Origin of the sequence: Acholeplasma equirhinis, assembly GCF_017052655.1 — a bacterium.
Lineage (GTDB): Bacteria > Bacillota_I > Bacilli_A > Acholeplasmatales > Acholeplasmataceae > Acholeplasma > Acholeplasma equirhinis.
Map to the genome: position 1 here is coordinate 496,633 of NZ_JAFIDC010000001.1, position 25,469 is coordinate 522,101.

Here is a 25,469-nt window from a genome sequence, read left to right on the forward strand (position 1 = left end):
TCACCTTTATTGTATCAAAAAGAACGTTTAATAGAAACATGATAGCGGTTACATATTTCGCATATAAAGTATGCAATGTTATAATGAATTAGGAGAAAAATATACTATGAATACTTATGCCTTATTTCATCAAGCTAAATCAGAATATTCCTATCAATATGATGATAAAAAATTACATATTTTATTTCGTGCTGCTAAAGGTGATTTAGAAGAAGTCTTCTTAACATGGGGTGATCCTTTCGATTGGCAATTCAAAGATAAGAAAGCATCCTGGGTGTCAACTTTAGTACCTATGATTAGACGTTATCAAACAGACACGTTTGATTACTTTTTTATAGAAGTAGAACCATGTGATTATCGTTGTAAATATGCATTTTTACTTAAGAGTAAAGATGATTTATATATGTATGGATCAAAACGTATCGAACGCTTAGAGAAGATGCCAACAAATGAATTTAGTGAAGGCAGTTTTTATGATTTATCAAATTATTTTAATTATCCTTATTTGAATAAAGAAGATTTACCTGGAACACCTCCTTGGGTTAAAGATACTGTGTGGTATCAAATCTTTCCAGATAGATTTTATTCTCACTCAAAATCTTCAAAACTACCATGGGGTAAATTACCCGTAAATAATCACGAATTATATGGTGGTGACTTACTTGGTGTTGTAGATAAAATCCCTTATCTAAAGGATTTAGGGGTAACGGGTATTTATTTCACACCAATATTTGAAGCGCCATCTGCACATAAATACGATACGATTAATTACTACAAAATTGACCCTCAATTTGGTACAAATGAAGACTTTAAATATTTAGTAAAAGAATGTCATGAAGCTGGTATTAAGGTTGTTCTTGATGGTGTTTTAAATCACTGTGGTTTCTTTCATCCATATTTTCAAGATGTTGTAAAAAATGGAAGAAATTCTAAATATGCAGATTGTTTCTTTTTAGATAAAGATCCTGTTATCAATTTTGATTTAGATGAAAATGGTAGACCTAAATACGATGGTAAGCTTAAACCAAATTATCGAACGTTTGCATATACACCGTATATGCCAAAATGGAATACAGATAGTAAGTTAGCAGAGGAACATTTGCTAGGTGTTATTGAGTATTGGATTAAAGAATATGATATTGATGGCTGGAGACTTGATGTATCAAATGAAGTATCACATAAGTTTTTAAGAAAAGTTAGAGATACTGCAAGAAATGCTAAATCAGAAACATTCATTTTTGGTGAAAACTGGGACTCATCTATGCCATGGCTCAGAGGTGACCAAATGGACAGTGTGATGAATTACGATTTATCGATTCCAATTTGGCAATATTTTGAAAATAAAATAGACATGCACGAGTTTAAAAATGAATTGATCAATTATACAGCATTAACTCCAAAGAATGTCATGCAAAATATGTTTAATCAATTAGATACGCATGATACAGTTCGTATGATGCGTCGTTTAAAAGATAATGCTGAAAGATTACATCTTGCATATCTTATGATGTTTGCAAGTGCAGGCAGTCCAAATATTTATTATGGCAGTGAAATTGGAATGACAGGTGATCATGACCCTGATAATCGTCGTTGTTTCATTTGGGATGAGAATAAATGGAATCATGATTTAAGAAACTTTATCAAACAACTCATTAAAATTAGAAAAGAAAATTCAGCGTTACATACAAGCGATTATCATTTTGTTAGTGATAATTCAATTTCTTTCATTAAGTCAGATCAAAACGAACAATTATTAATTTTAATGAATGATAGTGATGTTGAATTAAATCTAAAGGTCGATTCAAATTTATTTGGAACTTATCAAAGTTTATTAACTAACACAATGGTTCAATTAAATGAAAAATATAATTTAAAACCATATGGTTATGAAATCTTGAAGATTAAGTAGGAAAAAGGAGCTAAATTAGCTCCTTTATTTTTATTCAAACACTTCAAAAATAATTGGTTCTTGATCAAGTAGTAACATGGAGTTTTTTACTTGATAAGTATTATCACTTAATAGATTTTGGTAAATACCGTTTGGTAAATCAACTTTAGCAACATTTTTACCTTCAAGATTGAAGATACCAATGAGTTTTCGATGACCTTTACGATAAGAAATGATTGCAATATCTTTTGAATCTAAGATTTCAAAGATACCATCTGTAAAAAGTGGGTCTTTCTTTAAGGTTGTTAACTTTTGAATGAGTGGTTCTATAGATTCTAAATCATTCCAAGGTAGTGGATCGAGTTCAAATAAATCTGGACGTTTTTTTATTTGATGTTCTTGTCCTGCATAAATCATTGTTGAACCTTTTAAGAAGAATTGCATACTTGTCATTTGAATGAATTGGTGTGAATCCTTTGTTTTAGATGCTAAACGTTCTTGGTCATGGTTTTCAAAGCTACGTAATTTTACGTAGTTTTTTGGATAAACTGTTTCTTGACGCCAAACTTCATACAAATATCTTTCTAATGAATTTCGGCCATGTAAGTATCCATCCATAAATGAGAATATATCATAATCGTATGCGATATCAAACGCTTCAAAAATTTGAGAATCGGTTGATGCATCAAAACCTATATCTCTGAGATACTTAATGAATCCGTATTCAACAGATTCAGATAACCAAATTAAGTCTGGTCTAATTGGATCTAGTTGTTTTCTAGCTTCCATCCAAAATTCAAGTGGAAGTAGTGGTGCAACATCACATCTAAAACCATCTACATATTGTGCCCAATATTTTAGGACGTCAATTAAATATTCAGATACACCAGGAACTCTAAAATCTAAATCAGCAATATCACTCCAATCACCAACGCGATTAGCAAGTGTACCATCAGGTTTACGATAGAACCAATCAGGATTTGATTTAGTTAAAACTGAATCACGAGATGTATGGTTGAAGACGATATCAATCATAATCTTCATACCACGATTGTGTGCTTCATTAATTAATTGTTTGAAGTCCTCTAAAGTTCCATAATCTTTATCAATTGCATAATAGTCTACGATAGAATATGGTGAACCTTTTGAACCTTTTCTATCTTTTTCTCCAATTGGATGAATAGGTAGTAGGTAAATTACATCCATCCCAAGTGATTTTATACGGTCTAAATCTTTCATTAAACCTTTAAAATCACCGGTTGGTGTATGTTGTCTAACAAATACTTGATAAATTGATAAGTTTCTAAATGTTTTTGGAGTTTGTTTTGCCATAATATTAACCTTTTGTTGCTCCAGCCATAATACCTTCGATGAGGTAACGTTGGAACACCATATAGATGACTGCAATTGGTAAACCGACTATTAATGCAGCAGCAGCGAATGCTGGATAATTAGCTTGGTTAATATCGTTAATATATGAGAAGATACCAACAGCAAGTGTCCATTGATTTTGAATGTTAGCTAAATCTTGACCTGGTGCAGGTACATTTAATAAGTAACCTGGTAACATATAATCCATCCAAGGAGCCATGAACATACCAACTGCGACGAAAGTAAGAATTGGTACAGCAAGAGGTAAGATAATATGTCTAAAGATTTGGAATTTAGATGCACCATCAATCATCGCAGATTCATCTAAGTCTTTTGGAATTTGAGATAAGAAACCTTTAATTAACCATAAGTTACCAGGGATTGATCCACCGATATAAAGAATTGTTAAATAAATTGGTTGTCCTAAGAGGTTAAATTTCCAGAATAAGACGAACATTGCGATTAAACCCATAAAAGATGGGAATGCTTGTAAGACTAAGATTGCTAGTAAGCCTGCTTTTTTACCCTTAAATGAGAATCTTGCGAAGACATATGCAGCACCAGTAATAATGACTGTACCAATAAGCATGTTAATCACTGCGATCATTAAAGTATTACCATACCAAACTGCAAACTTAGATTCATCAGAGAATAATAAGTATTCGAAGCCTGCCCAGCTTGGATTAGATGGCCAGATTTCATTTGGAACTGTTGACATTGATTCTGAGAATGCCATACCAAAGATATAAAGAATTGGAATTAATACAACGACAACTAGAACCGATAATTCACCATAAACTAATGCTTTTTTCACGATGCTTCCAACTGAGAAAGTAGAACGAAGTGCTTGTGGTGAAATATTGCGACGTTTAGGTTTATTTTTGAAGTGAATAAATCCATAAACAGGAATTAAACCAATGAGTCCAGGTTCCATACCTTCATAACCTTTTTTCATTGCATATTCAACAACTAAGCCTTGATGTAAGAGTAGAAGGATGACAACAAAGAATGTCCACATAATAGTTGCTGTTGAGTTATTTACAAAACCTAAATACATTAAAATAGCGACAGGAATTGCAATTAAGATACCTGCAAGAACAAGTAAGTTCACAACAGCAGCACGTTTTATAATGTATTCAAGTGAATGAATATACTCGAATTCAGCTGGACTAATTTGTGGCTTTAAGTTTTCTAACTCTTTAACGTATTTATTACCATAAATTGGAATTAGACTGATGAGTTTAATGGAAGTTTTAGTTTCATAACCTTTTTTAACTGCTATATCCCAATTCAGTGAGAAATTAGTAAATAATGCGGTAAGTAGTTCGGCAACCACGAATATGATAATTAAAAATTGTGTAAAGTCCATGATTAATCCTCCGCAAATGCACGGGTTCTTGATAAGTTCCATGCAGTAATACTACCAACGAGTAAGAAGATTAGAACCGAGAAGACTGATGCCATGTTATAAAGTGCAATATTTGGATCAGTAGTTAAACGGTACATCCAAGAAATTAAGATGTCCGTGTCTCCGGCATATCCCCTATTCGGGTCGGTTAAGTCACCTGGTTTACCACCTGTAATAAAGTAGATAACCCCGAAGTTATTGAAGTTCCCTGAGAATGTCATAATTAAAATTGGTGCAGTTGAATATAATACAAGTGGCATTGTTATATTAACTAATTTTTGCCATCCAGTTGCACCATCGATATCAGCAGCTTCATATAATGATTTATCAATGGCAGTCATAATACCAGTCATTAATGCCATAAAGTAAGGGAATCCTAACCAAATGTTGACTATAATTAAGGTTGCACGAACAAAGTTTGGATTGTGTTCATTTGTAAACCACTGAATATTACTATTACCTAACCAGAATACTTTTGCCCAACCTGTTGCTTCTTGGAATGTTTGACCTAATATACCCCAATCTTTAAAGAGTTCGTAAAAGCCCATTGTTTGGAATATTTGGTTTACAAGGCCGTTTTCATTGAAAATGACTGAGAAGACCATTTGAGAAAGTAGAGCAGGTATTGCCCAAGGTAAAATTAAAATTGTACGCCATAATTTTCTAAATACGACTGATTCAGAATTTAAGATTAATGCTTGGAAGAAACCACCGAAGAAAACAGTTAATGTTGACATGACTGCCCAAACAAGTGTCCAACCAAGAACACGCCAGAAGGCGATAGAGAACCCAGAACCGATAGATGTATTTGGATTAAAGATTGCAATAAAGTTTTCAAAACCTACCCAGTCGAATAAGTTATCCATTGATCCAGTACCTTTAATCGATGTGAATGCAATGATGAAACCAAATAAGATAGGCATAATTGAAATGAATCCTAATACAAACATTGCAGGTGAGAGAATGATATATTCAAATCCATTATCCCAGACTGACTTAAAGTATTGTTTTGTATTAAGTACTTGATGTTCTAATCTCTTTTGTTCAGAAACTCTCCAAGTATCAATCATTGACCAAATACCGAAGATGAAGAAGAAGAGTGAAAGAATTACAGCAATTAAACCATCGATTAATAATAATGTTGATACGTGACCGCGAACGTTTACAGTACCATCATATGAGATTTTACCTCTCATAGTGGATTCGTTAGCTTCACCTACACGTCCAACCATTACATCAACAAGTGATAAGTGATCGTTAATAGCAAATTCTTTAGTTTGACCTAAAGTCATTACTTCCCAATAACCTTTGATAAACATACCAGCACGATCGTAGAAGAAGTTATCAAACTGAGTTAAATATGCTTCTTTAAGATCTGGATGCATTTCAAAGTAGACTCTAATCATTAATCTCTTTAAATCAGCAGGTTTTACAGGGTTGTTTAAATGTCCTTGTACAAGTGCTAATCTAAAGTATCTTGAGAATGCAGTTTGTTTATATTGTTGACGAATACCATTATAAAGTAATGCAGGTTCATAATATTCAAAGATTGAACCATTTAATTCATAGATTGGTCCAATAATTTGAGATTGTGAAGTGAATGTTACACCTGGACCTGAAGATAAAAGTTCAAAATTTGATGAACTTAATCTTAAAAATTGATTGATACTATTAGCAGTTACACCTACGTAATGGTTTCCATTATATGTATAAATTGAGCCAGTCTTATTAAATGTTTTTAAACCAACATTTGATTGAATAACTGATGGATTGTCTAAACGATGTAACCAACCAGTTTCAACATATTCTTTTTTAGGACTTCCGTTAATATCTGTTGTATTTCTTTCGAAATAGAATACATTATTCACATCATCCCAGAATAGATTTTCTTTTGTAACCAAATTAACTGCACTTTCAAGATCAAAATTCTCAGCAAGAGTTTCTGCTTGAGTTGCTAAATTTGTATAACGTAAATAGGATGCTTCTAAAATATCTTGAGCAAAAAACTCAATAAATTTATCTTCTGTAAATAGACTTGCAGTTGGATTTAAGACACCTGTAGGTCCACCATAGTAGTTACCATTGTTCCCCTTTGTAACCCCTATTTCAGTTAAGAATGCTTCAAATTCTGGATGATCATTACCCTTGTTTAAAGCTTCGTTATCATAAGTACTGAAGAATCGTTTTGAATACCATTCTCCCATGGATTCACCAGTAATCTTATCCATTGCGATTTGATTATCATAAGTTTCTTGGAAGAAGTAATTTGATGTTAATAATTCTATACTTACGAAGATAGCGAAAAACGTAAAAAAGAATAAAGACTTAAGGTACTGTTTATTAAATAACTGTCCTAGACCCCATATAAAACCAGAAAGAATGGTTTTGATTACACTCCATGCTTTCATGTTGCACAACCTTTCTTTTATTAAAATAACCAAATGGAGGCGACGGATTACTCCATCGCCTACACTTAGTTGTCAGTTTAAATTTATTATTTTTTTAATTATTTACCAAGATTTTTAAGTGCTTGATAAGCTACTTCTGCAGCAGTAACTGCATCAGCTGGTAATGTACCTGTATTCCAAACTGAAATTACCATTGATTCTCCTGGACCCCAGTAGAATTGAACTTCAGGAATTGTAGGCATTGGGATAGCTGATGATAATTGGTTTGAAATAGCAACCATTAATTCATCATCCATGAAACCATTGATATTAGGTAATAATTCTGGTTTTAATGCAGGAACTTTATACTTCATATCGAATTGAAGTTGCATAGCTTCATCACTCATTAAGAATTTTAAGAATTCAGCAGCAGCTTCTTTATGTTCTGAGTATTTGTAGATTGCAGCCATTTGAGCACCAGCGAAAGGTTTAGCTTGTTGGCCATTAACTGATGGAAGTGGAGCGATACCGAAGCTTAAGCCTGTAGCGTTCTTATATTCTTCGATGTTCCATGGACCAGCGATGATATAAGGGATACGACCAGCAACGAAATTAGCACCAGCACCAGCTGAGTTATGGTTACCTTGACCAGTAACAACTGGTTTTAATGAGTTAACCATCCAAGTTAATGCGTTTGCAGCTTGTGCAAATCCTACATTAGTTGGATCATCTAAGTTTTCACCAAACGGTTGGAAACCAAATGCTGAATAAATGTGTTGAATGAAGTATGAGTCAGCCCAGTGTGAAGAAGTTCCTAAGTAATAGTAACCTTTAGCTGCATTTGATAAACCTGATTCATCAACAGTATTTGTAGCAGCATTCCAGATAGCACCTTGTTCAAGAATTTCTTCATAAGTAGCAGCTGGAGTTTCAACTAAAGCTTTATTGTAGTATAAACCTACTGATTCTAATGACATTGGAACAGCATATAGTTTTTCAACTGCATTTGATCCAGGACCGAATTCGCCAGTTGATTCGTTATAAAGTAATGTAGCAATATCTAAACCTAGTGGATGCGCTCTTTCTGATACATCAGCTTTGATGTCATCTGGAAGTGCATAAACTAAATCTTCTAAAATAGCAGTAGCTAAATGGTCGTGTGGGAATTGGAAGATATCGGCACCGTTACCAGTTAAACCGAAAGTCTTTAATTTTTCACGAGCTTCAACAGTACCCATATGTTGGTGTTTAACAATAATGTTTGCACCAGCAGGAGTTGCATTGAAGGCTTCAATAACTTTTTGCATATATTCACCATTTTGGTCGTCGATCCAAACAGTGATTGTTTCTTTTTCACCACGTAATTCTGAGAAGTCATATCTTTGACCATTGTTGGCTTCTTCAGGTTCTGTACATGCAACGATTACTAATGATGCTAATACAAGCATTAATGTTAAGAATATCTTTTTCATTGTATTGTCCTTTACCTTTCTTAAGCCTGTGGATTCTTAGTTACACGGAAGATGAATGTAACTTGTGTTACGTTACCCCAAGTATCTTCAACTTGTAACATAATTGTATAGTCAGCTTCAACTCTAGTGTCTAGGATTGCGTTTGGACCAGCAGGAACGAATACTTTAGCAGTAACGTCACCGTCACGATCATCAAATGCAGAATATAGAGGGAAGTCATCTAAATCGAATGGTTGACCCCATTGTACTAAGATAATATTTTCTTCACCTAATAATGGGAATGAAATTTCTGGACCTTCAGTGTCCATATTTACATCAATTTGAGCTTCATTTACACCATCATTGAATGATAATACATATTGTTTAGTATTGTCTAATTGAACACCATCAGCTAAAACAACAACGAAATCAGAAATTGATGAGTTACGTAAAGCGAAGTCAATACGTTCAATAGCAAGTTCAGTTTGAGTACCTTTTAAAGTAACCTTGAACCATGATTTCATAGTTGCTAACGCTTGATCTTGTGCTTGAGCAGTTTCAGCGACAGCATATAAGTTATTAACAGGAGCAGAAGTCTTAACAATAATTTGTGTAGGACGAACTGCATAAGTTCCTGAAGGTTGACCTGTATTAGAATCTAATGAGAATGGGTTCAGTCTGAATGTGAATGCTTCTGCAGCATAATCTTCAAAAGCATCAAATCCGTAATAAACGTTATCACCATCTGTGTAAGGAGCACCTTTAGATACAACCCAAGCAGCAGCAGTAGTGCCAACTGCATGTGTACCTTCACCATAAGCTAATTGGATCTTAACATCACCAGTTCTCTTATTAGCATCTCCACCTTCATAGATGAGTAAACCACCATCTTTAACAGCACCGCCATCACCTGGTTCGATAGATAACATAGCAGCTTTAACTACTTGTCCACCTTCTGTTTCACCAGCTGTAGAGAATACTTTATTAGGTACTGACCAACCAGCATCACCGATAGACCAACCACCCCAGTTATGAACACCAAGGTTTTCATCATAGTTACCTGTTGGATCAAAGTAAACTAATAACATATTGTGCATGTCAGGATCAGCGGCAAACCATCTTGGGTTTTCAGCAGTTGATTTACCTGGATCATCGTTTCTGCCTTGGAAGACATAAACGTGAGTAGTTTTATTTGCTTTGATTACAGTTTGATTAATTAATATGTCTGAAGTAAATTTATTACTCCAATCTGTGCTACCATCAGCATAATTAACAGCAATGAATGGAATTGTAGCAGTTGAATCTTCTGCAACAACTGGAATATCAGAATATTCGAAGTAAGCTCCGAAATCATCTAAACCATCATATGTTTGTTTTTCTGAAATAACAGCCCAAGTGAAACCACCTAACCCGGTGTATTCATCATTCCATTTTTTGAAATGGATGACAAGATTACCAGTTTCAGCATCCGCAGCAAAAAGTTGTGGAAGTGAAACTAATGTCCCGAGTAAAGCAGCCATAGCGACTAAAGATAAGACAATCTTTTTCATTTTACCCTCCTAAAAGTTTTTGTTTTGAATCATCTTACGGCTTAAGTATATCACGATTTGGGTATTAAATGTAAACGCTTTACAAAAGTAACTATTATGCAAACGGTTTCTTATTGTAATCGCTAACATCTAAACGAGAATTATATGAACTATGTGATATATTGGAGTCGAAGAGGAGGTACATAGTTTTGAAAAAAATAGGAATATTATTGTTTTTATTGATGTTTTCATTATTCGTAACATTAACTGTTACTTATGCTGCAGAAACACCAAACACACTCGTAGTACATTATTTTAGATATGACCAAACTTATGGCAATCATACAATCTGGATGTGGCAATCTGCTCCAACCGGATTAGGGGGTAAAGAATTTAAATTCAATCAAGCGAACACCGATGAACACGGTGCATATTTATCAATAAACTTAGCTGCTGATTACTCAACTGCAACTGCTTTAGGTATTATTATTAAAGATGGAGAAGGTTGGAATGGTGAACGTGAACCTGGTGGTGATAGATTCATCGATCTAAGCCAAGTGGAAGTAAAATCAGGGGTAGCACATGTTTATTTTGTTCAAGGTCAAGTTCAATTTGGTAAAAGTGATCTAGACCTAACTAATAACCTTCCTGATTATAGACCTCAAATATTAAGAGCGTCTTTTGCGATTGCTTCTAATAATAAGGTTATTAATTTAAGTCTTTCACATCAAGCAACATCATATAAATTATTTGAAGATGGTGTTGAAGTGAAAACAGGATCATTAGGAAATTCAAATAACCACACGATTTCAGGTTATAATTATGAAATTTCAAAGACATATGAAATTGAAGTTCAGTTTACAAATTCAACTTCAAAGAAATATGTCCAATTAGATGGTATTTATGATACAAATGAATTTGAAGAAGCATTTACTTATGATGGTGAATTAGGTGCTATTTATAATGGTGCACAAACAACCTTTAGATTATGGGCACCATTATCACAAGAAGTCAAAGTAAACTTATATAACCAAGGTCACCCACAGTATGATAGACTTGGTAATGCTTCAGAAGAATTAACACCTTATGCAACACTTGATTTAGAAAAGATTGAAAATGGTGCATGGCAAGTTACTGTGAATCAAGATTTAGATTCAAAATATTATACATTTAGTGTGACAAATAATGGTGTCACAAATGAAGTAACAGATCCATACAGTTATTCAACTGGAGCAAACGGTTTAAGAAGTATGGTTGTTAACTTTGAAAAAACAAACCCTGCTTTTTGGGAATTAGTTCAAAGACCTCAAACGATTAGTTCATTTACAGATTATATTATTTGGGAATTACATGTTAGAGATTTAACATCACATAGTTCATGGAATGGTAATGAAGCATGGAGAGGTAAATTCTTAGGATTATCTCAAAGTGGTACAACATATTCTGCAAGTGGTGATACTGTAACAACAGGATTAGACCATATCGAAGAATTAGGAGTTAATGCAGTACATTTATTACCAATTTTTGATTTTGGATATATTGATGAAGTGGCACTATTTAAAGACCCAGAAGGTACAACAAATAAATTTAACTGGGGTTATATGCCATATCATTTTAATACACTTGAAGGTTCATATTCAACTAATCCATTTGATGGTAATGTAAGAATTTATGAATTCAAACAAGCAGTTAAAGCATTATCTGATAAAAATATCAGAGTAATTATGGACGTTGTTTATAACCACACTGGTGAGTCAGAAGGTTCAAACTTCCATAAAATCGTTCCAGGATATTTCCATAGATTAAATCAAAATGGTTCATTCTCAAATGGTTCAGGTACTGGAAATGAAACTGCATCTGAACGTTCAATGGTTAGAAAATTCATGGTAGATTCTACAACATATTTAGCAACTGAATTCAAATTATCAGGTTTCAGATTTGACTTAATGTCATTACATGATGTTGATACGATGAATGCAATTCGTGATGCTATGGATAAAATTGATCCAACCATCATTTTATATGGTGAACCTTGGGCAGGTGGAGACACATTAATCGATGGTTCAATTGCTGCAGGTATGACAAATACAAATGGTTGGGATCGTACTCAAATTAGAAAATTAGACAACGGAATTGCTGCATTTAATGACTTATATAGAAATGCGTTAAAAGGTTCACCTGATGGTGCTGGTGGTGGTTTTGTTCAAGGTCAAATGGACTACAATAAGATGCAAGATCTTAGAAAAGGTATCATGGGTGCAACAGACCAATTTACAAATGAACCAACTCAAAATGTTGTGTATGGTGAAGCACACGATAACTTAACATTACACGATAAGTTAAGAAGTTCTGGTGTAACAGCATCTGATGTTGTTCACGCACAAGTTCAATCAAACGCGATTGTGTTAACTTCAATGGGTATTCCATTCCTTCATGCAGGTACAGAGTTCTTACGCAGTAAACCACTTCAAGGTGGTGGATATGACCACAACTCATATGAATCACCTGACTCAGTAAACCAATTACGTTGGGATCGTAAACTTCAATATAAGAATGTCTTTGAATACCATAAAGCATTAATACATATTAGAAAAACATATGATGGTTTGAGACTAAGCTCAAAAGCAGAAATTAATCAAAGATTCTCATGGGTTCAAACAACACAAGATGCTACAGATAAGGCATTAGCTTATAAGATTGAAGGTGTAAATGGACAACCAACATTACTCATTATTCATGCGGGTAAAGTTAATGGTTCAACCAATGTTACATTAAATGATGGTAAGACTTATATGCAACTAACATCACGTGCTGGTGCTCAAGGCCTCTTCGATGTTGAAAAAGGTTTAGTTACAAGAAAAGGTAACTTCTCAGTTACATCAACAAATACAACAGCTATTTTTGTTGAAGTATTAACTATTGAACAAACAACAGTAAAGAGTGCAAATGTTTCAGTTGCATTAGGTGCAAACTTTAATGAATTATCAAATGTTAATGTTCCAGCTGGTGCTAAAGTTTATGCAACAGATATTAATACACAAGTTCCTGGCTTTAAAGTAGTTACAGTTACTGTTGTTGATTACCTTGGTAATAAATCAAATCTTTATTACACAGTGACTGTTTCAGGTGGAAGCTTCTCAGGTTTAGTAGGAGGTCAAGTATGAAAAAAATATTAAGTCTACTCTTTTTAGGTCTTGCTTTATTCTTAGTAGCATGTGATCCTACACAAGAGAATCCTACAGGTGTAAAAGTTGATAATTTAACCTTTACAAGTAAAACTGTTACAGCGGATATCAATATTGAATTAGAGATTGAAACTTTAAGTTCTTTAAAAGAAATTATTGAATCTACAGTTTACGCTGTTTACAACAATCATAAAGATACATTTGGTACAGATACGTATACACTTTATTTCTCAGTGTATTTAGATAGTGAATCAGTTGGTGAGATTTCATATAAAGTGAATGCTTCACTTCAAAATCCTGGTTTGACCTATGTAGCGGATACTTTACAACTTCCATAAATCAAGAAGATGTGTCTTAAATAGACGCATCTTTTTTTGCTTTTAAATATGAAATCGTTTCTATAAATCTAAATTGTTGCACAATGTAAGCGCATACTATATACTTTATATAAACAATAATCACTTATTTTTAAGGGGGAGAGATACAGTGAAAAAATATTATGAGGAATCTATCCTCGAAGTTGTCGATTTTTCTGTTGAAGAAAGTATCGCTTCATCAGGTGCGGTTTTGTATGAAGAAGTGTGGAGTCAAAGCTAATGAGAAAAGTTAGTATTTTATCTATGCTTTTGATTTGGGCATTTGCATTAGGTCTATTATTAGTTCCTAGTGTATTTGCAGATGATCCAGTTTTACCTTCTGGAGAAATTCAACTTATTGTTTATACTGATGGGTCTGGTCCAGCAGTAGAAACCGAATTTGAAGGTCCACTTGGACAATTAGTAGAAATTGATGTTGAGAGTTTAGAAATTAAAGATAAAGAGTTCTCTTTCTTCATTCATAACGGACAAAAAATAACTAATCCTAACACTCAATTCTTAGTTTCTAAATCCACTAAAGTGGTGGTTGTGTTTAAAGGTGAAGATGAAATTGTAGCTGCATTCGTCGATACGAATGGTCAAGTTTTACACATGCAATATGGTGTTGATGAAATTGATTTAGAGTATGCTGAAGATTCACCATATCCATCAAAACCAGGGTTTCAGTTTAGTCATTGGAGTGTAAATACAAATGTAACAACTGATACGATTGTAAAACCTGTCTATATTGCTTCAAACATTGATGATATTGTGGTAACTGTTGATGGTGATCCTATGTTATATCCGTATAACTCGATTGTCACTATAGAATCTGAAGTATCTGAATTTACACATTGGGAAGATGAAAATGGTGTAATTGTTTCCTATGATAGTATTTATCAATTCACTGCATTAGAAAACATTTCACTTGTTTCAAAAACCGATGGTGAAGAGAAACCAATGGTTTATCTAAGAGATGTTACCGGAATAGTAGATGGAGCAGAATCATTCTTAGGGCAAGTTTACCTACCAACAGGTTATAGCGTTGTTGAGTGGGGATTCATAGGATCGAATACTGCAGAAAATGGTCAATATTTACCAGAATTAGATGATCTAGATGTTGAAGTTAAAACATTAACAGCTATGTTATCATCAACTGGTGAATTTTTAACTCGTATTATTGGTGAAGGTTATGCATATACTAGAGCTTACGCGATTATTAAAGATGAATTAGGTAATTTAGAGTACTTATATAGTGACGTAAGAAATAAGATAAAAGTAATTTTTGAATTGAACTTTGGTTGGTCAACACCAGTAAATGAAATTGAAGGTGCGTATGTTAAAGGATCATTTAATGGTTGGAGTACGAGTCATAAGATGAATCATGTGATAAAAGAAGGCGTGAATACAGCATTTGAACTTACAGTTGAATTTGTCTTTATGAAACAAATGCCAACTATAGAATTTAAGTTCTATCATGTGATTCCAGGTGGATGGGGTCCTGGACCTTCTGATTTTTCAGGATATGATGCAAGATGGTATGGAGATGGAGATGCAAATTTAACTAAATCAGTAAGTCCAATTAATGGAGCTATACAAATTGCATTACCTAGTCCTTATTGGGTAGATTAACAAAAAAATAATATAAAAGCGGTTCGTGCTGAACCGCTTTTCTTATGCATAAATTAGATATAGTTGTTAACTTTAGATCCATCAATCTCAAGAACTAAAGTTCCCCATGCAGGAATTGTTAATGAATTTCCGTAAATATAGTCTAAATATTCAACATCAACTGATCTTGCAGTATCTGATATGTTATGGATAACTAATACAGTTTGACTGAATCCTGTTGTTGAATATTGTCTTACAAATCCTTGTAAGAAAGAACTATTATCCTTCCATGCTTTCATGTAATTACCATACATTAAAGCTGGAGTGTCTTTTCTAATATTTGCGAAAGTTTTATAAGTAGTATAAAGTGAGTTTGAATCATTAATAGATGATGCAACAGTTGCACCTTGATTAGATCCGTTATAAGGCATTAACCAATCAGTTTGATATTGATTACTTGCTCCCCATAGGAATGGTGCTCTTCTGTATTGATCCCAAATTGCACCTTGACCGTTTGGATTTTCACCACCATATGCAACACCTTTCATTCCGATTTCATCTCCATAATAAATATGAGGTGAACCAGGTAGTGTTAACATAAATTGAGCAGCCATTTTTAATTTATTTAATCCATTTGCACCATTAAATTCATTTCTTGATGCAATTCTATCAATATCGTGATTTGAGATGAAAATACTTGGAACATAGTTTGTATCATAAGGTTTATAAGTATTAAAACTTTTTTCGATATTTGAGACGAGTTGATAAATTTGATTTCCACCACCAATTTTGCCCCAAATTTGAGCTGCAGCATAGAAGTCGAATAATGAGTCAAGTCCTATGTAATATTGGTTATATGCGACGTATTCGTATTCGAATACTTCACCTACAAAGAATACATCAGGATTTATCGTTTTAACATAATCTTTTAAGTTTTTTAAGAATGTATAGTTTTTAGCTTGTGCTTGAGCAGGTTGAGAACCTGGATCACCTAAGAAGAGATGCTTAGCAGCATCAAATCTAAAGCCGTGTATACCTTTATCAACCCAAAATGCCATAATGTCTTTGATTTCTTGAACAACATCAGGATTATTTAGATTTAAGTCTTTCATACCACCTGCAAATGATTCAAATGCAGTGTTTGCTGCTGTCCATATATACCAATCACGGTAAGGACTATTTACGCCTTCTTTAGCTGACATAAACCAAGGATGTGTGTCTGATGTGTGATTGATAACTAAATCCATCACTATTTTAATATCTAGTTTATTAGCTTCTTCGATTAAATTTTCTAGATCTTCCATTGTACCATATTCAGGATTGACCTTGTAATAGTCTTTAATACGATAACCATGATATGAATTCCAGTCTGTATCTGTTTCATTAAATGGTAACATCCAAATGGCAGTTGCACCTAAATCTTTAATGTAGTCTAAATTAGCAGTTAAACCGTTAATGTCCCCAACACCATCACCGTCTGAATCTGCAAATGATCGTATAAATACTTGATAATAAATATCATTTCTTGGATTTAGGGCACGCAAGTCGGGTGTTTGATCAATCGGTTCATTGCCACCACCACTGGTAGTATCACAAGCGATTAATAAAACTGATAATAAAGCAATTATCATTAAATTAATAAGTTTTTTCATTAGTATCCCCCTTAGATTCTAATTTCTAACGTTAATTTATCATATACAAATCAAAATATAATTTGATTTGACTTAATACAAACTGTGCAAACGGTTTTATATTATTCGACAGTCTTTCTTGCAAAGAATAGAAGTGTAATCATTACAATTAAACCTAATGCTAAATTAAATACTACAGAAGCAAATCCTGGAAGAATAAGCCCTAGTATCATAGATAATACTGCTGGAATTGTACTTGCAAAGATTAAGAAATTAATACTGTCTTTATAAGTTAAGAATTTGGCGAAACCAAATCTATAAATTTGAATAATTCCAGATAGTAAAAGAACAAATAAAATAGAAGCGATAAATTGGAATAATTGATTTCGTAATGTCACAAATAAAATGATATATGTTGAGAAAGAGGATTCAATACTTTGTGCAAAAGTTTGAAACAACAGATCACGTTCTTCACCTATCGAGAAATTGAGTTCATTCAAATTAATTGTGGTTTTAAACCCATAATAACCATCCGAATCTAAGAAACTTCCATTTGTATCGATATAACGAATATGTGTCTCATAAAAGATGATTTGATTTTTTTCTGTTGGATAATCGATATTTTCATTATATCCAAATATATAAATGTAATTATCAATTTCAAAATATCTACCATCTGCATGGCTAGATGTGAACCCTGTTAGTGAATTCATTGAACCTTGCGGCAACGTCGTCCAATCAGGTGTTTCAGTTGTCATATTTTCACGAATGAAATTAATTGTCTGTTGTTCATTCTGATAACCTAAAATGGTTAATGGAAAGTTCATGAACGAAACAAGTAATAAGTAGTATATAACTGTTTTAAGTAATGATTCACCACGATGTGTTAATAGTTTTGGAATATTAAATCCGTATCTAAAATATCTAACTAAAAACATTAGCGTAAGTCCGTATCTTTCATAGTTTTAGTGCGAATTGCATCATTATAGCGCTTATTTTGAGGTGAATTATCTAAATCTATGACTTTAGTCTTGAATACATAATCATGAATTGTTCTTGATACATGTTGTTCTGAAAGTGCAAAATATGCAACAATTAAATAAATACCACAAGTTACTAAGGAAAGGGTATATTTGAATATTTCTCTAAAAATAAGTTTAACTAATGTAGGCTCAGAATCGTCTAAATTAACAGTCTTAATTTTATTGATCCTTTGACCAAAAGTTTGTCTTGATTTTAATGATAATGGAATAATGATAATTCCGATGAATGCAACAAGAAGTATGATTGACCGAACTAGTGATTTAAATTCAAAATCAGGTAATCCAAACGCTGTAAGTAATACAACAACCATTAACCCTGACATATTTGTTGCGAATGCTCTAACTCTTTTTTCAAATCTAGGAACCATAATTAACACCTCGTCTTGTAAATTTATTATATCACTAAAATTCCGTGAAACCGTTTGCAAATTTTTCTCAATTATTATATAATTACTTTGATAGAAATCTTGCGTCTATCTAAATTCAAAATATAATTTTCAGGGGGCTACAATGGCTACATTGCTTTTAAAAGACATCAACAAGGTATACTCTAATGGCGTACAAGCAGTCTTTGATTTCAATTTAAGCATCAAAGATAAAGAGTTTATCGTATTTGTTGGACCATCTGGTTGCGGTAAATCAACCACCCTCCGTATGATCGCGGGCCTAGAGGACATTAGTTCGGGCGAATTATATATTGATGATGAATACAAGAACGATACTGCTCCAAAAGACAGAGATATCGCAATGGTATTCCAAAGCTATGCATTATACCCACATATGACTGTGTATGATAACATTGCCTTTGGTTTAAAATTACGTAAAGTTCCTAAAGCAATCATCAAAGAAAAAGTTCAAGCGGCAGCGGAAATCTTAGGTTTAGTTCCATATTTAGATCGTAAACCTAAAGCTCTATCAGGCGGACAAAGACAACGTGTGGCATTAGGACGTTCAATCGTTCGTGATGCTAAAGTATTCTTGATGGACGAACCATTATCAAACTTAGACGCTAAATTACGTGTTCAAATGCGTGGTGAGTTAATCAAACTTCATAAGAAGTTAGATACAACAACAATTTATGTAACCCATGACCAAATCGAAGCTATGACAATGGCTACTCGTATTGTTGTTATGAATAAAGGTTATATCATGCAAGTTGGTGAACCTAAAGAAATTTATGACAAACCAGCTAACATGTTCGTTGCAGGTTTCATTGGAACACCTCCAATGAACTTCATCAATGGTAAAGTTGATGAAAAAGGTGTGTTCAATGCTGGTGGATACAAGATCAAATTACCTGCGGATAAATTTGAAATTGTTAAACAAAACAAATTCATCGACAAACCTATTGTCTTAGGTATTCGTGCTGAAGACATCCATGACGATGAAGTTGTAATGCAAGCACATCCAGACGGCATCTTAGATGTTGTTGTTGACGTTGCTGAATTATTAGGTGCTGAAACTAACATCTATACAGTAATCAATGAATGTTCAGTTATTGCTAAGGTAAATGCAAGAACTAACGTTCAAATGGGAGACAAGATTAAATTAGGATTTGATTTACACAAATTACATTTCTTCGATCCAGAAACTGAAATGAGATTAGTATTCGACCCAAATAAAGTAGTTTAATCTAAACTATTTAATAAAAAATAAAAAAACGGAGTAATCATGCAAGAGGGTTATTCCGTTTTCTTTTATAATATAACTAGGAGGCGTTAATATGGAATTATTTGACATTAAAGTAAAAGACTTCAAACATCAAGTTAAAAATTTATCAGAGTATAAAGGCAAAGTGATTTTAATTGTAAATACTGCAACTCGTTGTGGTCATACAAAACAATATGATGGTTTACAAAAACTCTATAAAAAATACGAAGATAAAGGATTTGTGATCCTAGATTTTCCATGTAACCAATTTTTAGCACAAGCACCAGGTAGTGTAGAAGAAATTAAAGAGTTTTGTGACTTAAATTTCCAAACTACATTCCCTATGTTTGATAAAATCAAAGTCAATGGATTTTTTGCACACCCTTTATATAAGTTTTTAAAGAAAAATGCACCGTATGAATTACAACCTGGACAATCTTTAGAAACATCAACTGATTTAAAGAAAACTAAAAAACGTATTAAGTGGAACTTCACTAAATTCTTAATTGATCAAAATGGTGATATTAAATATAGGTTCTCACCAGGCTTCAAACCAGATGATATCGAACCATTTGTAAAGAGTTTATTAATCACATAATTGACTTTTTTATAAGTTTTTGATATGATACCATATGTTACATTCGATGTATACACGGAGGAAATAATATAATTATGGAAGACAATAGTTGCGGCCAGAGGACGATAGATGAACCCGGGGAGGATAAATCCCTATGTTAGTTCAAGTAATTCTAATTTTCGTTTTCATTGGTCTCAATGGCATCTTTGCCGCAAGTGAAATAGCACTTGTATCAGCCAATCGTAAAAAGGTTGAAGCAGACGTAGAATCAGGTAAGAAAATCGCTAAAAAGGCTAAAAAAGTCTTAAAATTAAGTGAAAACCCTACTAGATTCTTATCTACAATCCAAATTGGTATTACCATGTTTGGGTTTATTAATGGTGCGATCGCAGCGAACGCATTTGCTGATCAATTAGCAAATACATTATCTCAAGATTTTAATTGGGATTATTCTGTTGCATCACCAATCATTACGGTTGTCATTACATTATTACTAACGTACTTACAAGTAGTACTAGGTGAGCTAGTACCTAAGAGACTTGCAATGAAAGCACCTGAAAAAGTTGCTTATTTCTTCGTTGGTTTCTTAAGTGGCATTGCATTGATTATGCGTCCATTCGTTATCCTATTAACAGGGACTGCGAATTTAATAGTAAGAATGTTTGGTATTAATCCAAATGAAAATGACGACACAATGACTGAAGATGAATTGAGATTAGAACTTAATGCATCTGAACAAAAAGGTGTGATTGACCGTTCAGAAAATGAAATGATTCAAAACATTTTTGAATTTGACACAACAACAGTTGAAGAGGTTATGACACACAGAACTGAAGTCTCAGCTATCGATATTGAAGCAACAAGAGACGAAGTCATTAAATATGTGACAAGTGAGAAGTATACAAGATTCCCGGTATATGAAGGTACAATCGATAAAATTATTGGTACACTTCATGTTAAAGACTTGTTAAAATTCTTAGATGAAAATCCAGATACTAATGTATTTGATTTGAAATCTCTTTTAAGAGATCCATTCTTTGTTCCACAATCAAAAAATACACGTCAATTATTTAAAGATATGCAAGCATCTAAAGTGCATATTGCAATTGTAATTGATGAATACGGTGGAACAGCGGGTATTGTTACATTTGAAGATTTAATCGAAGAAATTGTTGGTAACATCTTTGATGAATACGACGATGAAGAAATCGAAATTTCAACAATTCAAGAAGACCAATACGAAATTGATGGTCTAACTAACATTGATGATGTTGAAGAAATCATAAATGCGAAATTACCAGTAGAAGAATATGATACATTATCAGGATTCATTTTAGGCCAATTAGGTCGATTCCCAGATCAAGATGAAACAATTGTAATTGTTTATAATAATTACAGATTCGAAGTCTTATCGATTGATGATAAAGTTATTGGTCGCGTTAAAGTAACTAAGATTGATGATATTACAAATGACAATGACGAAGCAGATGAAGGTTAATTCATCTGCTTTTTTCTTTACTTTATGTGCTAAAATGAATATAAGGAGATGGGATTATGAAAGTAGCATTTGTAACATCAGAAATGTTTCCTTTTTCTAAAACTGGTGGGTTGGCTGATATTGCTTACTTTTTACCAAAAGGACTTGCTAAATTAAATACTGATATGACCGTTTTTACACCATATTACAGAACTGCAAGAATAGATTTTAATCTCTTATCATTCTTAGGTAAAAAAACTATTCGAATGGGTGGTATAGAGACAGATGTGAATTATTTCACATATGATTTTGAAGGTGTAAAAGTAATTTTTGTTCAAAATATGCACTATTTTGAGCGTGATAGACTTTATGGCTATAATGATGATGCAGAACGATTCACATGTTTTAGTTATGCTGTTTTAGAAGGTTTAGAATTACTTGATCATATGCCTGATTTATTACATATTAATGACTGGCAAACCGGAATGATTCCTTATTTATATGAAAAACATTATAAAGGTAAGTTTACCTATTCTAAACTACGTATAACTATGACTATACATAATATGGAGTATCAAGGAAACTTTGATACCTATGTTGCAAGATTTTTCAATCATGATTTTGATTATGAATACATCCATTTTGATAGAGTTAATTTCTTAAAGACAGGTATCTTAAAATCCGATAAGATTAATACGGTATCACCATCTTACAGAAATGAAATTTTATCACTTGATTATGGATTTTCACTTGACGGTATTCTAAATTACAGAAAAAATGATTTAGTTGGTATTTTAAATGGAATTGATGATGAAACTTTCAATCCAGAAAAAGATAAGTTTATTGAAAACTATAATTTTTCAAACTATAAAGCGGGTAAATTAGCAGCTAAAAAGAAGGTTTATGATGCCTTTCACTTAGATAAAACTTATGAAAAGACATTAGTTATCTATATCGGACGATATGCGAATCAAAAAGGTCTTTGGATGATTCAAAATAGTTTAGAAGATCTTATTCATCATTCTGATGCACAATTTTTCTTTTTAGGTTCGGGTGATCCTAACTATGAAAACTTCTTTAAAGTTATGACTGAAAAGTATCCCGGAAGAGTTGGAAACTATATCGGATTTAATGAAAGACTTGCACATGAATTGTATGCAGCAAGTGATATCTTCTTAATGCCTAGTGAATTTGAACCCTGTGGTCTTGGACAAATGATTTCAATGAAGTATGGTTCTTTACCCGTTGTTAGAGAAACTGGTGGATTAAAAGATACTGTCCTACCTTATAATCAATATACGGGTGAAGGCACAGGTTTCAGTTTTAAGAATTTATCTATGATTGATTTTAAAGATAAAGTTTTTGAAGCAATTATGTTAAAGAAAAATAATCCGAAAATTTGGGATAGTTTAGTCAGACAAGCAATGGAAAAAGATTACTCAATGGAAAAAATGGCGAAAGCTTATTTAGAATTCTATAAAACAATAATTGGGGGATAATTATGGAAACACTCGCACTGATTTTAGCTGGTGGTAAAGGTACAAGATTAGATTTATTATCTAATCGACGCAGTAAACCTGCAATGCCATTTGCAGGTAAATATCGTATTATTGATTTTGCATTATCAAATTGTAGTCAATCTGGCATCTATGATATCGCAATCCTAACACAGTATTTACCACTTTCTTTAAATGAACATATTGGTTCTGGTAAACCTTGGGATTTAGACAGAAATAATTCTGCAGTTACACTCCTTCAACCACATGATATGTGGTATAAAGGGACTGCAGATGCAGTTTCTAAAAACATGGAGTTTATTAAGAAGAAATCTCCTAAATATGTCTTAATTTTATCTGGTGACCATATTTATAAAATGGATTACCGAAAGATGATTCAACATCATAAAGCTAGTGGTGCGAAATTAACGATTGCTTGTCAGGAAGTTGATCCAAAAGAAGTTTCAAGATTTGGTATCATGTCGATTAACAGAGCAGACGAAATCTTAGATTTTGAAGAAAAACCTGAAACTTCTAAGAGTAATTTAGCAAGCATGGGTATTTATCTTTTTGAATTAGATTTACTTGAAAAAGTTACTTCACAAATTAAAGAAGAAGATTTAGATTTTGGTAAACATATCATTCCGTTTTTAATTAAAAATACATCTAAAATGGTGTATGCGTACAAATTTAATGATTACTGGCAAGATGTTGGAACCTATGATTCATATTTAGAAACTAATTTGGATATGATTAAATCATATACGCAGCTTGATTTATATGATCCAAGTTGGAAAATCTTTACTAAATCAGAGGAAAGACCACCTGTTAAAATATATGAAGGTGCTAAAGTAGAACACGCATTGATCTCAAATGGCTGTGTCATTGAAGGAACAGTTATTAATTCAGTCTTATCTCCTGGTGTTAGAGTTGGTAAGGGAAGTATAGTTAAGGATTCAATTATTTTAAATGACACAATCATTTCTCAAAATGTAACAATTGATAAATGTATTATTGATAAACATGTGGTTGTAGGAAATAATGTATATTTAGGATTTGGTGATGATTTAACACCGAATAAAGAAAAAACTGAACTTTTAACATCAGGTATAACAGTTGTTGAAAAGTCGGCTGTGATTCCTTCAAACACTAAAATTGGTAGAAACTGTAGAATCTTTAGATCTGCTCAATATGAATCTAAAGAAATTCCAAGTGGATCAACACTTAAATAAAAGATAAGAAAACACTTCAAAATTTGAAGTGTTTTTATTTAGGTAGAATTCATTTTGTAAAAAAAAAGAGGTACTAGCAATAGTACCTCAATTTAGTAAGTTTAAATTTAATATTAAGCTTTTGGAAGCATTTGCCATAAGCTTACAAAATCATTTGTATGAATTGTAACACCAGTCATACCATCAAATCTATTGTCATCATTTAAACTTGGGAATGATTGATTTTGAACTAGATAGTTACCAGCCAATCTAGCTTGTGTATCATATTCTTCAGCACCTGAAACAACTGACATGCCATATGATTTACCTAATTCATTCTTAGTTAAATAAAGTTTTGGTGCATCTCCAACATAATCAGCAATAACATTTAATTTAACTGGATCAGTTTCTGGATCGTTGTCTAAATCAACTTCTTGTTTAACTATCTTACCTTGTTCGTTAAATTGAACTCTGTAACCATTAAACACGTTATTGAAATATGCCATTTTGATTGTACCGTTTACAACAATGAAACTACCAAATGTCCAAGAATCCCATTCTGCAACAGTTCTTACTGATTCTGATTTTGGATCCCAGTAATTAACAACCTCATGTGGTTCAGCATTAGATTTAAGTGATACAAAATGATAACCATCTTTATATTCACCTTTTTCAACTGGACCATTAGCGATTGCTTTTTCGGCTAAAGTGTAGAAATCATCTGTAGTGATAGTTGCACCAGTTGGAACTGGGATACGATCATTAATATTATTTGTAGCGATTAATTTTTCAATAATTAAATCAGCTTGTTCGTGCCACCATAATTCACCTGGATTTTGATCTCTACCTGGAGTCATATCATATTTGTGTTCAACAGAAGCTTGATATTTATCCATACCGTTGAATGTTTTATTCGCATCCCCTTGGATATTGAATGCATTCCATTCTGCATCGACAATCTTGTCGCCTTCTTTAACAATTACAACCCAGTAAACCCAACTTGAGTCTTCGTTGAAATCGTTCATTGCAAAGTAATATGTTCTTTCTGGTGAACTACATGCTGTTAAAAGGAGCATGAAAATTCCTAGGAACATAACTAAAAAACCTTTTTTCATATACTATTTTTCCTCCGTATTTTTTCTTAGTATCGTGCTTTACATCCTCATTATATAAAGTTTAATTTTGCTTGTCAAAGAAA

18 protein-coding genes are annotated in these 25,469 nt (G+C 32.8%); 9 read left to right on the plus strand and 9 right to left on the minus strand.

Annotated elements, in window-relative coordinates:
- The first annotated feature begins 106 nt into the window (after positions 1-106).
- Positions 107-1,909 carry a glycoside hydrolase family 13 protein gene (locus JV173_RS02325; RefSeq protein ID WP_205734683.1) on the plus strand — a complete coding sequence of 601 codons (1,803 nt, stop codon included), beginning with the start codon at positions 107-109 and terminating at the stop codon, positions 1,907-1,909.
- A 30-nt stretch (positions 1,910-1,939) separates the two neighbouring features.
- On the opposite strand, the gene JV173_RS02330 is transcribed toward JV173_RS02325, so the two are convergent.
- The 5 genes from JV173_RS02330 to JV173_RS02350 form a co-directional block, all read right to left on the minus strand.
- Entirely contained in the window at positions 1,940-3,220 is a 1,281-nt protein-coding gene (locus JV173_RS02330; RefSeq protein ID WP_205734684.1) for an alpha-amylase family glycosyl hydrolase, read from the minus strand.
- A 4-nt stretch (positions 3,221-3,224) separates the two neighbouring features.
- Positions 3,225-4,628, minus strand: coding sequence for a sugar ABC transporter permease (locus JV173_RS02335; protein ID WP_205734685.1), 1,404 nt, complete (start codon positions 4,626-4,628; stop codon positions 3,225-3,227).
- A gap of 2 nt (positions 4,629-4,630) precedes the next feature.
- Positions 4,631-7,075 carry a carbohydrate ABC transporter permease gene (locus JV173_RS02340; RefSeq protein ID WP_205734686.1) on the minus strand — a complete coding sequence of 815 codons (2,445 nt, stop codon included), beginning with the start codon at positions 7,073-7,075 and terminating at the stop codon, positions 4,631-4,633.
- A gap of 98 nt (positions 7,076-7,173) precedes the next feature.
- Positions 7,174-8,526, minus strand: a complete 1,353-nt coding sequence (locus JV173_RS02345) for a sugar ABC transporter substrate-binding protein (RefSeq protein ID WP_205734687.1) — start codon at positions 8,524-8,526, stop codon at positions 7,174-7,176.
- A gap of 20 nt (positions 8,527-8,546) precedes the next feature.
- On the minus strand, positions 8,547-10,055 hold the full coding sequence (locus tag JV173_RS02350; protein WP_205734688.1) for a hypothetical protein: 1,509 nt from the start codon (positions 10,053-10,055) through the stop codon (positions 8,547-8,549).
- 188 nt (positions 10,056-10,243) lie between these two features.
- Between JV173_RS02350 and pulA the strand changes: the two genes are divergently transcribed.
- The 3 genes from pulA (at position 10,244) to JV173_RS02365 (ending at position 15,207) form a co-directional block, all read left to right on the plus strand.
- Positions 10,244-13,198 (plus strand): type I pullulanase, encoded by a 2,955-nt coding sequence (gene pulA / locus JV173_RS02355; protein ID WP_205734689.1) that lies wholly within the window; start codon positions 10,244-10,246, stop codon positions 13,196-13,198.
- Positions 13,195-13,557, plus strand: a complete 363-nt coding sequence (locus JV173_RS02360) for a hypothetical protein (RefSeq protein WP_205734690.1) — start codon at positions 13,195-13,197, stop codon at positions 13,555-13,557. Before pulA ends, JV173_RS02360 begins: the two co-directional genes overlap by 4 nt.
- A gap of 258 nt (positions 13,558-13,815) precedes the next feature.
- Complete coding sequence (locus JV173_RS02365; protein WP_205734691.1) at positions 13,816-15,207, plus strand: hypothetical protein; 1,392 nt, start codon at positions 13,816-13,818, stop codon at positions 15,205-15,207.
- 53 nt (positions 15,208-15,260) lie between these two features.
- Here the strand turns inward: JV173_RS02365 and JV173_RS02370 are convergent, their stop codons facing one another.
- From JV173_RS02370 to JV173_RS02380, 3 genes are all read right to left on the minus strand, one after another.
- Positions 15,261-16,838, minus strand: coding sequence for an alpha-amylase family glycosyl hydrolase (locus tag JV173_RS02370; protein WP_205734692.1), 1,578 nt, complete (start codon positions 16,836-16,838; stop codon positions 15,261-15,263).
- 101 nt (positions 16,839-16,939) lie between these two features.
- A complete protein-coding gene (locus JV173_RS02375) occupies positions 16,940-17,755 on the minus strand; it encodes a DUF1189 family protein (RefSeq protein WP_205734693.1) in 816 nt (271 codons plus the stop codon).
- Positions 17,755-18,228, minus strand: coding sequence for an RDD family protein (locus tag JV173_RS02380; protein WP_205734694.1), 474 nt, complete (start codon positions 18,226-18,228; stop codon positions 17,755-17,757). The genes JV173_RS02375 and JV173_RS02380 overlap by 1 nt, the downstream gene beginning before the upstream one ends.
- A 142-nt stretch (positions 18,229-18,370) precedes the next feature.
- On the opposite strand from JV173_RS02380, the gene JV173_RS02385 reads away from it, so the two are divergent.
- The 5 genes from JV173_RS02385 to JV173_RS02405 all read left to right on the plus strand — a co-directional run bounded on the left by JV173_RS02385 (position 18,371) and on the right by JV173_RS02405 (position 24,292).
- The gene (locus JV173_RS02385; protein WP_205734695.1) at positions 18,371-19,492 is read left to right on the plus strand and encodes an ABC transporter ATP-binding protein; all 1,122 of its coding nucleotides are present in this window, start codon (positions 18,371-18,373) and stop codon (positions 19,490-19,492) included.
- 91 nt (positions 19,493-19,583) lie between these two features.
- Positions 19,584-20,108 (plus strand): glutathione peroxidase, encoded by a 525-nt coding sequence (locus JV173_RS02390; RefSeq protein WP_205734696.1) that lies wholly within the window; start codon positions 19,584-19,586, stop codon positions 20,106-20,108.
- A gap of 133 nt (positions 20,109-20,241) precedes the next feature.
- Positions 20,242-21,585 carry a hemolysin family protein gene (locus JV173_RS02395; protein WP_205734697.1) on the plus strand — a complete coding sequence of 448 codons (1,344 nt, stop codon included), beginning with the start codon at positions 20,242-20,244 and terminating at the stop codon, positions 21,583-21,585.
- Between the two features lie 56 nt (positions 21,586-21,641).
- Positions 21,642-23,063 carry a glycogen synthase gene (locus tag JV173_RS02400; protein WP_205734698.1) on the plus strand — a complete coding sequence of 474 codons (1,422 nt, stop codon included), beginning with the start codon at positions 21,642-21,644 and terminating at the stop codon, positions 23,061-23,063.
- A 2-nt stretch (positions 23,064-23,065) separates the two neighbouring features.
- Positions 23,066-24,292: a glucose-1-phosphate adenylyltransferase gene (locus tag JV173_RS02405; RefSeq protein WP_205734699.1), complete on the plus strand. Its 1,227-nt coding sequence runs from the start codon at positions 23,066-23,068 to the stop codon at positions 24,290-24,292.
- A 113-nt stretch (positions 24,293-24,405) separates the two neighbouring features.
- Here the strand turns inward: JV173_RS02405 and JV173_RS02410 are convergent, their stop codons facing one another.
- Entirely contained in the window at positions 24,406-25,386 is a 981-nt protein-coding gene (locus JV173_RS02410) for a hypothetical protein (RefSeq protein ID WP_205734700.1), read from the minus strand.
- Positions 25,387-25,469: the final 83 nt, after the last annotated feature.